This is a genomic window from Sphaerotilus sp. (assembly GCF_031429695.1).
Classification (GTDB): Bacteria; Pseudomonadota; Gammaproteobacteria; order Burkholderiales; family Burkholderiaceae_C; genus Sphaerotilus.
Map to the genome: position 1 here is coordinate 39,130 of NZ_JANPAB010000102.1, position 13,819 is coordinate 52,948.

Below are 13,819 nucleotides of genomic sequence, written 5' to 3' on the forward strand. Positions count from 1 at the left end.
ACGAAACGGCCTGCGTGTTCAGAGACTGCCGCGCGCCGACAGCGACGTGGCCGACAGGCCAGGTTCATCGACCTTGCAGCGCGCGCCGGCCGGCAAGCGGTTGCCCGGATTGGGCAGCGACAGGCGCACGCGGAAGGTGTTGCTCGCCGCGTCGATGATCTTGTCCACATGGGTGACGCGGGCCGCCATCGATCCGGCGCCCGGCAGTTCCGGCACCACGGAAAGCGTGTGGTTGACGGCCACGCTGCCCCAGCGGCTGGCCGGCATGACGATCTCCACCCGCAGCGGATCGAGCATGGCCAGCCGCAGCAGCGGCTTGTCCTCGACGCGCTCGCCGGCGTTGACGAAGCGCTCGACCACCACGCCGCGGAAGGGGCTGCGCACGGTGCGCTGGCCGAGCTGGGCCTGCACGACCCGCAGCTCCTGCTGGCTGACCTCCTGCTGGCCGCGGGCCTGCTGCAGCTTCTGGTCGGCGACGTCGCGCTCGGCGCGGGCCTGCTCGACCGCCTGCGACGACACAAAGCCCTCGGTGACCAGCTCGACCGCACGGGCATGGCGCTGGTGCGCGAGCACGAGGTTGGCCTTGGCGGCGTGGACATCGGCCTCGATGGCGCTGCGGGCCTGGGCCGCGTGCAGCCCCGCCTGCTCGACGTCCGAGCGCAGCACGACCAGCGCCTGCCCCGCCTGGACGATCGTGCCGTTGTCCACCGGGATCTCCGCCACCACGCCAACCACCGGCGAGCCGACATCGGCCACCCGCTCCGGGCTGATGAGGCAGCCGAGCGTCGGCTTGGCCGCGCGCGGGGCGGCCGGCGCGGGCGCCGAAGCCGCGGGGGACACCGGCAGCGTGACCGATGCCGGGGGTGCCGCGACGGCCAGACCCAGCGGCCCCGTCAGTGCCACCACGGCGAGCGTGCGGGCCATCGCCCGCACGCTCAGGCGTGCAGGTGCGTGAAATCGAGTTGTGTCTGCCATGTCCTGTCCTGCTCCAGCAAGCGGCGTCGCTGCCGCATCCCCTGGTCTTCGTGCGCGCCTTGCAGCCGCTGGCTCCACGCCCGCACGACCACGCCGGGCACCGCCAGCGACCCTTGCCCATCCTGTTGTCGGCGCCGCAGCAGACCGACTGAAGCCCCGCCGCTTTGCCAGATCGAGACATCCAGCGCATGCCAGACCTCGGCGCTACCGGGATCGCCCTGGCGCGCGGCACGGCCGATGAGCTGGCGGTCCAGCCGCGCCGAGGCGTTGTCCTGGCAGCAGATCACATGCAAGCCCCCACGCGCCGCCACACCGGCCCCCAGTTCGATGTCGGTGCCACGCCCGGCCATGCGGGTCGCCACGGTGACGGTGCCCGCCTGCCCGGCCATCGCGACGAAGGCGGCCTCGTCGGCGTCGTGCCGTGCGTCGAGCACCTGGTGGTCCACGCCGGCCAAGGTCAGCAGGTCGGACAGCACCTGCGCCTCGGCGACGGTGTCCACGCCGATCAGCACCGGACGCTCCTGCGCCAGCAGCGCCTGCACCCGCGCGGGCACCGCCTCGGCGCGCGCGCGGCCCGTCGCGAACACCCGCGGCGGGTGCAGCACCCGCTGCGACCGGCACCGCAGCGGCACCGCGACGATGCGCCGGCCATAGACCGTGCGCAGTTCGGCCCGGCACTCGGCCAGCGTGCCGCTGATGCCCGACAAGCGCAGGTAGCCGAGGAAAAACCGCTGGTAGCTGGTCTGCGCGCTGGTGCGGGTGGGGGGCGTCACGGGACAGCCCTCCTTCAGCTCGACCAGCGTCTGCAGTCCGCGCGCCCAGACACGCCCCGGCGCGGCGCGGCCGGTCACGGCGTCGAGCAGCTCGACACGGGCCTCGCGCACCAGGTAATGCCGGTCGCGCACCAGTGCGTGCAGCGCCACCAGCGCGGCGCCGACCAGATCCTGCCGGTGGCGGCGGTTCAGCCAGGCGCCCCCCAGGCCGTCGGCCACCGACTCCAGCCGCTCGGCACCCGCGTCGGTCCAGTGGACCGCCAGGCGCTCGGCATCGAGGTGGACATCCTCGCCGGGTGTCAGGCGGCGGGCGAGCATCAGCGCCTGGAAACAGGCGGCGCGGTGGGACGGGTCGTCCTGCGTTTCAGCGAGCACCAGCGGCATCGTGGCCTCGTCGACCATCAGGCTGTCGGCCTCGTCGACGATGGCCATGCACAGCCCGCGCAGCAGCAGCGGTGGCACGGCGTCGCCGGCCAGCCGCGCGGCGCAGCGTTGCAGCGCGCTGCCCTGCGCCACCAGATGGGCGCGGTCGCGCAGGTGGTCGAAGGCGATTTCGCGCGCGGTCGCGTAGGTCAGGTCACAGGCGTAGGCGGCGCGGCGGTCGTCCGGCGCAGTGCCGCCGAGCACGACGCCGGTGCGCAGGCCGAGCGCGCCGTAGAGGTGGCCGAGCTGCGCGGCATCGCGGGCGGCCAGGTAGTCGTTGGCGGTCATCACATGGACCGGCACGCCCGCCAGCGCCGCCACCGCCGCCGCCAGTGCCGCGGCCAGCGTCTTGCCCTCGCCGGTGGCCATCTCGGCCAGGTGGTCGTCGAGCAAGGCCTCGGCGCAGACGAGCTGCGTGTCGTAGGGATTGCGGCCGAGCACCCGCTGCGCCACCGCCGCCACGCAGCCCAGCGCGCGGACACGGTGGGCGCCGCCAAACCCGTCGCGCGCCAGCCGGCCGCGCAGGCGGCGCAGGTGGGCGCGGAATTCCAGCTCGCTCAGCGCCGCCCAGCGCGCCTGCTGCGCCCGGATGGCGGCGAGGCGGGGTGTCGGATCCGGCACGGACGCCGCGGCCCGAGGCCACCAGCCGGACCAGGGCAAGCGCGGCACCTCGCTGCGGATCGGGTAGTCGCCCAGCAGCGGCCCCGGTCGGGGCAGGAGGGTGCGGGTCATGAGGCGGGGTCCAGGTGGTGCAGCAACTGCTGCTGCAGGGCCCGCGCGGCCTGCCAGGCCAGCGGCGCGCGGCCCTGCTCGAAACGCACCCAGGCGCGGGCGCCGATGCGCTCGCCGGTGGCGCGCTCCAGCCGCACATCGGCCTGCAGCACGGGCTGCGCCGGCTTCAGGCCCTGCGGGTCGGCCGGGTCGGTCGGGATGCCGCCGCCGTGGCGCTCGCCCAGCGCGGCGCTTGGCAGCGGCGCGCCTCCGCCGGACGGTGTGCCGACCAGCGCGCCACGCAAGGGCGGCGCGTCCGACCCCAGCAACCAGACATCGACCGGCCCGCGGTGCGCGGTGACGAGGGCCGCATCGGCCTGTGCCACCACCACCCGGACGAGGCCCGGCTCGCCGGTCTCGACATGCCCCAGCAGCGCCCCCCGCGCCAGCCAGCGGCCCGGCAGGTCGCTGGTTCCGGCGAGATGCACCCGGCCGCCGACACGGGCGCGCACGGTGAGTCCGGCGAGCTGCGCCTCGGTCTGTGCCAGCTCGGCTTCGGCCGCCTGCAGCGCGTGGTCCACCGCGACGAGTTGCGCCTTGTCCAGCCGCAGCGCCTGGAAACGCTCGGCCTGCAGTGCCTCGATGTGGCCGGAAAGCCGCTCGCGCTCCGCCCGCAGCGTGGGCGACTGCAGGCGCAGCAGCGGCTGGCCGGGCGGCACGGCCTGGCCATCGGCGACGAGCACGTCCTCGACGAAGCCGGCCGTCTGCGTGCGCACCAGCGCATCTTCCGGCGGCCACAGCACACCCTGCGCCAACGCCGCATCCGGCATCGGCACGGCCACCAGCGGCCCGCCCACCAGCAGCGCCACCGCCGCCATCGACCACGCCGCACGGCGCCGCTCGGCCGGCGCCAGCGACCAGCCCGCCAGCCAGCGCCCGAGCGCCCGCAGCGGCTGCCCCACCAGCGTCCAGCCAAACCCCAGCGCCGCCAGCACCCCCAGCACCGGCGACACCGACTCCAGCCACAGCACCACACCCAGCGCGACGCTCCAGCGCATCCCCAGCGCAGCCGGCGCGTACGCCCACAGCCACGGTGCCTCCCCAGGCAACGGCACCACCGCCGACTCACCCGGCATCCGCAGCACACGGGTGCGCAGTGCGTGCAGCCAGTGCGCGGCGCTGCGCGGCGCGAGGTTCGGCAGATCGGCGAGGTCACACAGCAGGTGGTAGCCGTCGAAGCGCATCAGCGGATTGGCGTTCACCAGCAGCGACGACAGCCCGCCGATCGCCACCACCACCAGCGCCAGATCGCGCAAGGCCCCGGGCTGCACCAGCAGCGCCACCCCCAGCCCCAGCGCCACCAGCGTCAGCTCGACCACGATGCCCGCCGCGGCCACCACCGCGCGCTGCCAGCGGCTGGGCAGCGCCACGGCGGCGCCCGCATCCACATACGGCACTGGCGTCCCCATCAACAGCGTCACGCCCCATTGCGGCACCTGCGCACCCCAGTGCCGGATCGCCAGCCCGTGCGCCACCTCGTGCAGCACCTTCATCACGGGATAGGCGAACCAGGCCCAGGCAAGCCAGCGCGGCGTACCCAGGCCAACCTGCAGCTGCGCGGTCAGCTCGGCCGCGTGTGGCCACGCAGTCAGCAGCGCCGCCGCCATGCCCAGCAGCCACAGCAGCAAGGCCGCGGGCGTGAACAGCCAGCGGGCCTGTCTGGCCAGCCGGTCGAGCCAGGCATCCGGACACCCCAGCGGAAACCGCCAGGCGAGCAGCGACTGGCGCGGCGGGTCCGCCTGGACGCGGTCGTCCATCGGCCCGTGCGCCGCAGCGCCGAAGTCGGGCTGGCGGTCGAAGCTCATCAGACCGGTCTGGTGCAGCCGCGCCAGCAAACCCAGCAGCTCGTCCTGCGTCGGCGCGTCGTCGCGCAGCTCGGTCAGCGTCATCTCCCACAGGCGGTGCAGCGTGTGGCGGCCATCGCAGCGGCCGATGGTGACCCAGGCGGCGGCGTTCAGGCGCACGCTGCGGCTGCCGTCCGGGCGGGTCAGCACCTGCCAGACGGCGCCGCGCGCGGCCATGCGCTGCACGGTGGCCTGCCCGTCCAGCAGCGGCCGCAAGCCGGCCACGCGGAACCACCGGGCGCTGAGCAGCGGCGCCTCCATCGAATGCGTCCGGTCCATCAGCCCCACCAAGCCCACAGCGCCAGCCGGGCCGATTCGACCAGCCGGCGTGTCCAGCGCCAGCCGTTCGCGGCACGGCCGGCGTCGATGCGGGCGTGGCCCTGCAGGCCGGGGCGCAGGTCGGCCGGACGCTCCAGTAGCACCGCCTCGACCTCGAACACATTGCACCCCTCCACCGCCCGGGCCACCGGGCTGATGCGCGTCACCCGCAGCGGCAGCGCCTGCCAGGGCAGCGCAGTCAGCGCCACCGTGCCGGTCTGGCCGAGGGTGATCTGCGCGATGTCGCGTTCGTCCACCTCGACGATGACGCGGAAGCGGTCGCTCGGCGCCAGCGTCATCAGCGCATCGCCCTGGCGCACCGGAGCGCCGAGCTGCTGGCTGAGATCGCCCTGGACGACCAGGCCGTCGAACGGCGCGACCAGCCGGCCGCGCTGCAAGCGCGCCTCGACGAGGTCCAGTTGCGCCTGCGCCTCGTCGGCGCGGCTCTGGTTCTGCACGAGCTGGGCGCGGTCGGCGCGGGCATTGGCGGTGGCCCAGGCATCCTGGTGCTGAGCGAGCTGGCTCTGCCAGCGCTGGCGTTCGAGCTGCAGGTCCTGGTCCGCCAGCTCCACCAGCACCTGTCCGGCGCGCACGCTGTCGCCGGGCCGGGCGTGCACCTGCTGCACGAAACCGTCCGCCGGGACCGAGAGCACCCGCTGCACGGCGCCTTCGAGCCGCGCCTGTCCACCCAGATGCACATCGGTCGGCCACGCTAGCGCCGCGACCGCCAGTGCGGCAACCGCGGCCAGCAGCACACGCCGCCATGGCGCCGCGCGGGCAGTCGCGGCGCCGTGCAGGCGCTGGTGCCACGGCCGCTCACGGTCCCGGAGCAGCGCCAGCACCGGCGCGATGAAACAGGCGAGCTGTTCCAGCGTCGCCAATTCGTGCGCGTCCACCGGCACGCCACCCTGCCGCTCGCAGCACAGCGCGCCCAGCACGGTTTCGTGCCGCACCAGCGGGACACCCGCCACCGAGTCGCCACGCGATGGCGCCAGCGCCCGGTGCGCCCGCGTGATGCGCGGCACACCGGTGTGGCCACGCGGCTCGGGCCAGAAGACACCGCCCTGCTGGTCGATCGTCTCGCCCAGTGCCGCCAGCAGCAGGGCCTGCGTCGGGGTAGCGGCCTGCGGATCCGAGCCATCGGAGACGGCGACCAGCTGCAGCGTGCCCTCGCGCACCAGCGCCATCGACACGCGGTCGAAGCCGAGGCGCTGCGCCAGTTCGCGCACGGCGACGCGGCCCGCCTCGTCGAAGGTCGCACAGTGCAGCAGCGCCGCCTGCAGCGCCAGCGCCGTGCGTCCCGCAGCGGGCAGCGCCGGCACCGCCTCGGCGGCGGAGGGCGCAGGACAGGCAGTGACAACAGGACGGCTCAGGGCAGACATGGCGGGCGGACTCGCGGCAGGATGTCCGCAAGTCTGGCCTTGAAACCGCCCATGTCAGCGGTGGAGAAAACCGGGTTTCGCTGCGCTGTTGGCAGCGCGGGTCCGCGCCTCGCCGGCCCTCAGGCCGGGCAAGTCTCGGAGACCAGCACGCTGCGGTCGAGCGTGGTGACACGCACATGGCCGCACATCGCCATCGACAGCTCCAGGTCTTCCGACAGGATCTCCAGGCAGCGTGTCACGCCAGCGGGCCCCTGTGCGGCGAGGCCGAACAGGTAGGCGCGGCCGATCAGCGTGGCCTGCGCGCCGAGCGCCAGCGCCTTGAGCACATCCTGGCCCGTGCGGATGCCGCTGTCCATCCAGACCTCGGTGGACGCACCCGGCACGGCGCGCACCGCCTCGACCATGCGCGGCAGGGCCTCGATCGTGGTGGGTGTGCCGTCCAGCTGCCGGCCGCCGTGGTTGGAAACAACGATCGCCGCCACGCCCATCTGCGCCGCACGGCGGGCATCGGCAGGGTCCATCAGCCCCTTCAGAATCAGCGGCCCGCCCCACTGCCGGCGCACCCACTCGATGTCATCCCAGGTCAGGCTGGAGTCGACTTCGAGGTGTTTCCAGTCCGATACCCTGGCGATGTCGTCGGCCCCAGGCGCGTGGCCGACGATGTTGCCGAAGACGCGCCGCTTCGTCTTCAGCATGTCCATGCACCAGCGCGGATGGCGCACGAAGTCCATCAGCACCCGCGGCCGGTACCACTGCGGCGCCGTGCTCAGGCCGTTGCGCACGTCCTTGTAGCGGCGGCCGAGCACCGGCGCGTCCAGGGTGAGGATCAGCGCCGAGCAGCGCGCCTCCCTGGCCCGCTCGATCAGGCTGGCGGAAAAGCCGCGGTCGCGCAACAGGTAGAGCTGGAACCAGAAGGGTTTCGTGGTGGCCGCGGCCACGTCCTCGATCGAGCAGATGCTCATCGTGGACAGCGCGAAGGGCACACCAAAGGCTTCAGCGGCGCGCGCGGCGTGGATCTCGCCATCCGGGTGCAGCATCCCCGCCAGTCCCGCCGGCCCGAGCGCCACGGGCAGCGCCACCGGCTGACCCAGCATCGTCGAGCGCACATGGCGACCGTCGAGGTTGACGGCCACGCGCTGGCACAGCCGAATGTCCCGCAGGCGCTCGGTGTTCGCCCGGTAGGTGCCTTCGGTCCACGAACCCGCGTCCACGTAGTCATAGAACATGCGCGGGATGCGGCGCTGCGCCTGGCAGCGCAGGTCTTCGATGGAGGTGGCAAAGGACACGGACGGACTCACACGGGCAAACGGGGCGGGACAGGCTCGATTGCAGTCGATGCTACCGAGGCGTTCAGCCTGTGTTCAGACGTCCGTGGGGCGCAGCCACCAGAAACCAATAGTTACCGCGGAATCGTACCGGGGACGAGGATGCTGCGGTCCACCTGCGTGAGCTGGGTGTGGCCGGTGAACGCCATCGTCACGTCGAGTTCCTTGTGCAGGATCTGCAGCGCCTTGGTGACGCCGGCCTCGCCCATCGCGCCCAGCCCGTACACCATGGCGCGGCCGATCATCGTGCCGCGGGCGCCGAGTGCCCACGCCTTGAGCACGTCCTGACCGCTGCGGATGCCGCCATCCATCCAGACCTCGATCTCGCTACCCACGGCCTCGATGATGGCCGGCAGCGCGTCGATGCTGGCCTGCGCGCCGTCGAGCTGCCGGCCACCGTGGTTGCTGACGACGAGGGCATCGGCGCCGCTGGTCACCGCGAGCCGCGCATCCTCGACATCCTGGATCCCCTTGAGGATGAGCTTGCCGCCCCAGCGTTCCTTGACCCAGGCCACGTCGGCCCACGACAGCCGCGGGTCGAACTGCTCGTTGGTCCATGCCGACAGCGAGCGCATGTCGCTGACGCCCTTCACATGGCCGACGAGGTTGCGGAAGGTGTGGCGCTTCGTGCCGGCCATCCCCAGGCACCAGCGCGGCTTGGTCATCAGGTTGACGATGTTCTTCAGCGTCGGGCGCGGCGGCGCGGTCAGGCCGTTCTTGAGGTCCTTGTGGCGCTGGCCGATGACCTGCAGATCCAGCGTCAGCACCAGCGCGCTGCAGCGAGCGGCGCGGGCACGCTCGATCATGCGGGCCATCGACTCGCGGTCGCGCATCATGTAAAGCTGGAACCAGAATGGCGCGGTGGTGTGCTGCGCGATGTCCTCGATCGAGCAGATGCTCATCGTGGACAGCGTGAACGGGATGCCGAACTTCTCCGCGGCGCGGGCCGCGTGGATCTCGCCATCGGCGTGCTGCATCCCGGTCAGACCGACCGGCGCGATCGCCACCGGCATCTTCGCGTCGATGCCGATCATCTTCACCGCGGTGCTGCGGTTCTCCAGGTTGACCGCCACGCGCTGGCGCAGCTTGATGCGCTGGAAGGCCTGCTCGTTGTCGCGGTAGGTCCCTTCGGTCCACGAGCCGGAGTCGGCGTAGTCGTAGAACATGCGGGGCACACGCCGCTCGGCGAGCTGGCGCAGGTCTTCGATGCAGGTGATGACGGTCATGGTGGCGGGTCTCCTCGTTCCTCTGGGTGGCAGGATCGTAGGACAGCCCCGCGCCCACCGGGCGGAACAATCGTCAGGTCGAGCGGGAAAGAAGTTCCTGCGCGGCCTCGTCCGCCAGCTCGGCTGCCATGGTGGCGAGCCAGTCGATGAAACCGAAGGCCGGCTCGTGCGCGCTGTGGGCCACGGCGTAATAGAGATGCGCCGGCCGGGCCGTGATGCGGAACAGCGGCACCAGCGCGCCGCTGCGCAGCCAATACCGTGCCAGCGACGGCCGCGCCAAGGCAATGCCTTGCCCGCACACGGCGGCTTCCAGCGTCAAGCCCAGGTCCACCAGACGCGGGCCTTGTGTCGGTTCGTGCCAGTCCAGGCCGGCGGCGCGGAACCACGGCATCCACGGCTCCAGCGGCGTGCGCAACAGCGGCGCCTGCGCCAGATCCGCCGGCACGGCGAGCGCAGGCAGACGCGCCAGCAGCCCCGGCGAGGCCATCGGCACCAGCACATCGTCCATCAGCGGATCGACCCCGGCGGCGGCGGCGTCCCCGTTGCGGATCTCGACATCGGCGTCGGCCTGCCCGCCATCAATGTAGGGAATCGACAGCACGATCTCCAGTTCGACCTCGGGGTGCGCGTCGGTGTAGTCGGTCAGCGCCGGCACCAGGATCTGCCGGGCGAACGTCGGCGGCGAACTCACACGCAGGCGCTGAACACGTTGTACCTGGCGGCGGTGCAAGGGCACGGCGGCCAGCAGACCGAGGGCCACGCGCACCTGCTCCAGGTACTCGCGACCGGCGGCGGTCAGGGCCAGGGTGCGCAGGCTGCGGTTGAACAACGGGGTGCCGAGCAGGTCTTCGAGCGTGGCCACCCGCTTGGAGATGGCGCTGGCGGTCACAGCCAGTTCATCGGCCGCGCGCTCGCAGGAGCCGAGCCGGGCAACGGCCTCGAACGCACGCAGGCCCTCGATCGAGGGGAAACGGACATCGGAAGGGTCGGACGCAGCAGGCATGCACCTGACTCTAGCGGACGCATTGCCCCTGCAGACGGAACGCGCGTACAATCGAAGGCTTTTCGGAAATTTCCGAGCGCATGGCAATGGCAAATCGCCGCGCCGTGTGGTCATCGGAACGACCGGAAAACATCGTAACTTCAAACGGGAACAAGTTACCCATGCCAACCATCAACCAGCTCGTGCGCCACGGCCGTGAGGTCGAAGTCACGAAGTCCAAGTCGCCTGCGATGCAGAATTGCCCGCAGCGCCGCGGTGTCTGCACCCGCGTCTACACCACGACCCCGAAGAAGCCGAACTCGGCACTCCGGAAAGTCGCCAAGGTGCGCCTGACCAACGGTTTCGAGGTCATCTCGTACATCGGCGGTGAAGGCCACAACCTCCAGGAACACTCGGTCGTGCTCGTGCGCGGCGGTCGTGTGAAGGATCTGCCGGGTGTGCGTTACCACATCGTGCGCGGCTCCCTCGACCTGCAGGGCGTCAAGGACCGCAAGCAATCGCGTTCCAAGTACGGCGCGAAGCGTCCGAAGAACACCAAGGCCAAATAAGCCTGTCCGTGATTTGACGTACCGTCTCGGTCGTCACCTCGTCACCGTTCAGCCCTGTGTTCAACCCCAGGCTGTCGGGAGTAAGTGGATGTCCAGGCTGTGAGCGACATCCAAGGCCGCCAACACGCTCGCTGAGCACCGGTTGCCAACTGAAGCCTCGAAAGGAATTGAAATGCCACGTCGCCGCGAAGTACCCAAGCGCGAAATCCTGCCCGATCCGAAGTTCGGGTCCATCGATCTGTCCAAGTTCATGAACGTCGTCATGGAATCGGGCAAGAAGGCTGTTGCAGAACGCATCATCTACGGTGCCCTGGAGCAGGTCGAGAAGAAGGCCGGCAAGGAGCCGCTCGAAGTCTTCATGACCGCGCTGAACAATGTCAAGCCGATGGTCGAAGTCAAGTCCCGCCGCGTCGGCGGTGCGAACTACCAAGTTCCCGTGGAAGTTCGCCCTGTCCGCCGGATGGCCTTGGCCATGCGTTGGCTGAAAGAGTCTGCCCGCAAGCGCAGCGAAAAGTCGATGGCCCAGCGTCTGGCCAACGAACTGCTCGAAGCCAGCGAAGGCCGTGGCGGCGCGATGAAGAAGCGCGACGAAGTGCACCGCATGGCGGAAGCCAACAAGGCGTTCTCGCACTTCCGTTTCTGATTCAGAGACTGAGACTGATCCGGTCCATCCGACCTTGAACCCCCTGACTGCCCTCTTCGGTCCGATCGACCGTCTGGGGCAGTCTTTGCATTTGGAGTGACACCATGGCTCGCCAGACCCCCATCGAGCGATACCGCAACATCGGTATCTCGGCCCACATCGACGCCGGCAAAACCACCACCACCGAGCGGATCCTGTTCTACACGGGCGTGAACCACAAGATCGGTGAAGTCCATGATGGCGCGGCCACGATGGACTGGATGGAGCAGGAACAAGAGCGCGGCATCACGATCACGTCGGCTGCGACGACCTGCTTCTGGAAGGGCATGGACCGCTCGCTGCCGGAACACCGCATCAACATCATCGACACCCCAGGACACGTGGACTTCACCATCGAAGTCGAACGTTCGATGCGCGTGCTCGACGGTGCCTGCATGGTGTACTGCGCCGTCGGTGGCGTGCAGCCGCAGTCGGAAACCGTCTGGCGCCAGGCCAACAAGTACAAGGTGCCGCGTCTGGCGTTCGTGAACAAGATGGACCGCACGGGCGCCAACTTCTTCAAGGTCGTCGAGCAGATGAAGACGCGCCTGAAGGCCAATCCGGTGCCGGTCGTGATCCCCATTGGCGCCGAAGAAGGCTTCAAGGGCGTGGTCGATCTGCTCAAGATGAAGGCCATCCTGTGGGATGAAGCCTCGCAGGGCATGAAGTTCGACTACGCCGAGATCCCGGCCGAGCTGGTGTCGGTCGCCAACGAATGGCGCGAGAAGATGGTCGAAGCCGCCGCCGAGGCGACCGAAGACCTGATGAACAAGTACCTCGAAACCGGTGAACTGACCGAAGACGAGATCAAGCTGGCCATCCGCACGCGCACCATCGCCTGCGAGATCCAGCCGATGCTGTGCGGCAGCGCGTTCAAGAACAAGGGCGTGCAGCGCATGCTCGACGCGCTCATCGATTTCATGCCCTCGCCCGTGGACATCCCGCCGGTCCAAGGCCTGGACGAAGACGACGAGCCGACCAGCCGCCGCGCCGATGACAGCGAGAAGTTCGCTGCGCTGGCGTTCAAGCTGATGACCGACCCGTTCGTCGGCCAGTTGACCTTCGTGCGCGTGTACTCGGGCGTGCTGCAATCCGGTGCCTCCGTCTTCAACCCCATCAAGGGCAAGAAGGAACGCATCGGCCGCATCCTGCAGATGCACGCCAACCAGCGCGAAGAAATCAAGGAAATTCTGGCCGGTGACATCGCCGCCTGCGTGGGCCTGAAGTTCGTGACCACGGGCGAGACCCTGTGCGATCCGGACGCCATCATCACGCTGGAAAAGATGGTCTTCCCGGAGCCCGTGATCTCGCAGGCCGTGGAGCCGAAGACCAAGGTCGACCAGGAAAAGATGGGCATCGCGCTGGGCCGTCTGGCCGCAGAAGATCCCTCGTTCCGCGTCCGCACCGACGAAGAATCGGGCCAGACCATCATCTCCGGCATGGGCGAGCTGCACCTGGAAATCATCGTCGACCGCATGAAGCGCGAATTCGGCGTGGAAGCCAACGTCGGCAAGCCGCAGGTCGCCTACCGCGAAACGATCCGCGACAAGGTCACCGAAATCGAAGGCAAGTTCGTGCGCCAGTCCGGCGGCAAGGGCCAGTACGGCCACGTCGTGCTGACCATCGAGCCGCAGGAGCCGGGCAAGGGCTTCGAGTTCGTGGACGCGATCAAGGGCGGCGTGGTGCCGCGCGAATTCATCCCCGCGGTGGAAAAGGGCCTGGTCGACACGCTGCCGAACGGCGTGCTGGCCGGTTTCCCGATCGTGGACGTGAAGGTCACGCTGACCTTCGGTTCGTACCACGACGTGGACTCGAACGAAAACGCGTTCAAGATGGCCGCGTCGATCGGTTTCAAGGACGGCTGCCGCAAGGCCAAGCCGGTGATCCTGGAGCCGATGATGGCCGTCGAAGTCGAGACCCCGGAAGACTACGCCGGCACGGTGATGGGCGACCTGTCCAGCCGCCGCGGCATGGTCCAGGGCATGGACGACATCCCTGGCGGTGGCAAGGTCATCAAGGCCGAAGTGCCGCTGTCGGAAATGTTCGGCTACTCGACCTCGCTGCGCTCCGCCACGCAGGGCCGTGCGACGTACACGATGGAGTTCAAGCACTACAGCGAAGCTCCTCGCAACGTCGCCGAGCAGATCATCACTGCACGGTCGAAGTAACGCAGCAAACCGCAGTAAACTACTGCCCGCTGCCACCCGGCCTTCCGGGTGGCAGCACTCCTTTTGTTGTCTTCGGCGAGTCTGCCGTTCACTGCCGGTGGTGAACGGACTTCCAGACTTCCGCGAGACATTAAACCGTCCACCGGCAATGTTCTTTGATCTGGAGATCAGAAAATGGCCAAGGAAAAGTTTGTCCGCAGCAAGCCGCACGTGAACGTGGGCACCATCGGTCACGTGGACCACGGCAAGACGACGCTGACGGCGGCGATCACGACCGTGCTGTCGAAGAAGTTTGGCGGCACCGCCAAGGCGTATGACCAGATTGACGCGGCACCGGAAGAGAAGGCCCGCGGCATCACGATCAACACCGCGCACGTCGAG

Annotated in this window: 11 protein-coding genes; 4 read left to right on the top strand and 7 right to left on the bottom strand. The window is 69.7% G+C overall.

What is annotated here, in order from left to right; translation table 11 throughout:
- Positions 1-18: 18 nt before the first annotated feature.
- The 7 genes from RMP06_RS19130 to RMP06_RS19160 form a co-directional block, all read right to left on the bottom strand.
- Positions 19-975, bottom strand: a complete 957-nt coding sequence (locus RMP06_RS19130) for an efflux RND transporter periplasmic adaptor subunit (RefSeq protein ID WP_310463387.1) — start codon at positions 973-975, stop codon at positions 19-21.
- Entirely contained in the window at positions 936-2,903 is a 1,968-nt protein-coding gene (locus tag RMP06_RS19135) for a preprotein translocase subunit SecA (protein ID WP_310463388.1), read from the bottom strand. The genes RMP06_RS19130 and RMP06_RS19135 overlap by 40 nt, the downstream gene beginning before the upstream one ends.
- Positions 2,900-5,065, bottom strand: a complete 2,166-nt coding sequence (locus tag RMP06_RS19140) for a hypothetical protein (protein ID WP_310463389.1) — start codon at positions 5,063-5,065, stop codon at positions 2,900-2,902. The genes RMP06_RS19135 and RMP06_RS19140 overlap by 4 nt, the downstream gene beginning before the upstream one ends.
- Positions 5,065-6,486: a GAF domain-containing protein gene (locus tag RMP06_RS19145; protein WP_310463390.1), complete on the bottom strand. Its 1,422-nt coding sequence runs from the start codon at positions 6,484-6,486 to the stop codon at positions 5,065-5,067. The genes RMP06_RS19140 and RMP06_RS19145 overlap by 1 nt, the downstream gene beginning before the upstream one ends.
- A 119-nt stretch (positions 6,487-6,605) precedes the next feature.
- Positions 6,606-7,784, bottom strand: a complete 1,179-nt coding sequence (locus RMP06_RS19150) for an alpha-hydroxy acid oxidase (protein WP_310463391.1) — start codon at positions 7,782-7,784, stop codon at positions 6,606-6,608.
- A gap of 101 nt (positions 7,785-7,885) precedes the next feature.
- Complete coding sequence (locus RMP06_RS19155) at positions 7,886-9,037, bottom strand: alpha-hydroxy acid oxidase (protein ID WP_310463392.1); 1,152 nt, start codon at positions 9,035-9,037, stop codon at positions 7,886-7,888.
- Between the two features lie 73 nt (positions 9,038-9,110).
- Positions 9,111-10,040, bottom strand: a complete 930-nt coding sequence (locus RMP06_RS19160) for a LysR substrate-binding domain-containing protein (protein ID WP_310463393.1) — start codon at positions 10,038-10,040, stop codon at positions 9,111-9,113.
- A 161-nt stretch (positions 10,041-10,201) separates the two neighbouring features.
- On the opposite strand from RMP06_RS19160, the gene rpsL reads away from it, so the two are divergent.
- The 4 genes from rpsL to RMP06_RS19180 all read left to right on the top strand — a co-directional run.
- Complete coding sequence (gene rpsL, locus RMP06_RS19165; protein WP_179633901.1) at positions 10,202-10,588, top strand: 30S ribosomal protein S12; 387 nt, start codon at positions 10,202-10,204, stop codon at positions 10,586-10,588.
- Between the two features lie 172 nt (positions 10,589-10,760).
- A complete protein-coding gene (gene rpsG / locus RMP06_RS19170; RefSeq protein ID WP_310463397.1) occupies positions 10,761-11,231 on the top strand; it encodes a 30S ribosomal protein S7 in 471 nt (156 codons plus the stop codon).
- A gap of 104 nt (positions 11,232-11,335) precedes the next feature.
- A complete protein-coding gene (fusA, locus tag RMP06_RS19175) occupies positions 11,336-13,438 on the top strand; it encodes an elongation factor G (protein ID WP_310463394.1) in 2,103 nt (700 codons plus the stop codon).
- Positions 13,439-13,612: 174 nt separating this feature from the next.
- The coding region (locus tag RMP06_RS19180) for a GTP-binding protein (protein WP_310462085.1) at positions 13,613-13,819 on the top strand (207 nt) is incomplete at its 3' end.

Coding starts and splice junctions, on each gene's coding strand:
- RMP06_RS19140 (WP_310463389.1), bottom strand. CDS start 5,065: ATGGACCGGACGCATTCGATGGAGGCGCCGCTGCTCAGCGCCCGGTGG.
- RMP06_RS19130 (WP_310463387.1), bottom strand. CDS start 975: ATGGCAGACACAACTCGATTTCACGCACCTGCACGCCTGAGCGTGCGG.
- RMP06_RS19145 (WP_310463390.1), bottom strand. CDS start 6,486: ATGTCTGCCCTGAGCCGTCCTGTTGTCACTGCCTGTCCTGCGCCCTCC.
- rpsG (WP_310463397.1), top strand. CDS start 10,761: ATGCCACGTCGCCGCGAAGTACCCAAGCGCGAAATCCTGCCCGATCCG.
- RMP06_RS19160 (WP_310463393.1), bottom strand. CDS start 10,040: ATGCCTGCTGCGTCCGACCCTTCCGATGTCCGTTTCCCCTCGATCGAG.
- rpsL (WP_179633901.1), top strand. CDS start 10,202: ATGCCAACCATCAACCAGCTCGTGCGCCACGGCCGTGAGGTCGAAGTC.
- RMP06_RS19155 (WP_310463392.1), bottom strand. CDS start 9,037: ATGACCGTCATCACCTGCATCGAAGACCTGCGCCAGCTCGCCGAGCGG.
- RMP06_RS19135 (WP_310463388.1), bottom strand. CDS start 2,903: ATGACCCGCACCCTCCTGCCCCGACCGGGGCCGCTGCTGGGCGACTAC.
- fusA (WP_310463394.1), top strand. CDS start 11,336: ATGGCTCGCCAGACCCCCATCGAGCGATACCGCAACATCGGTATCTCG.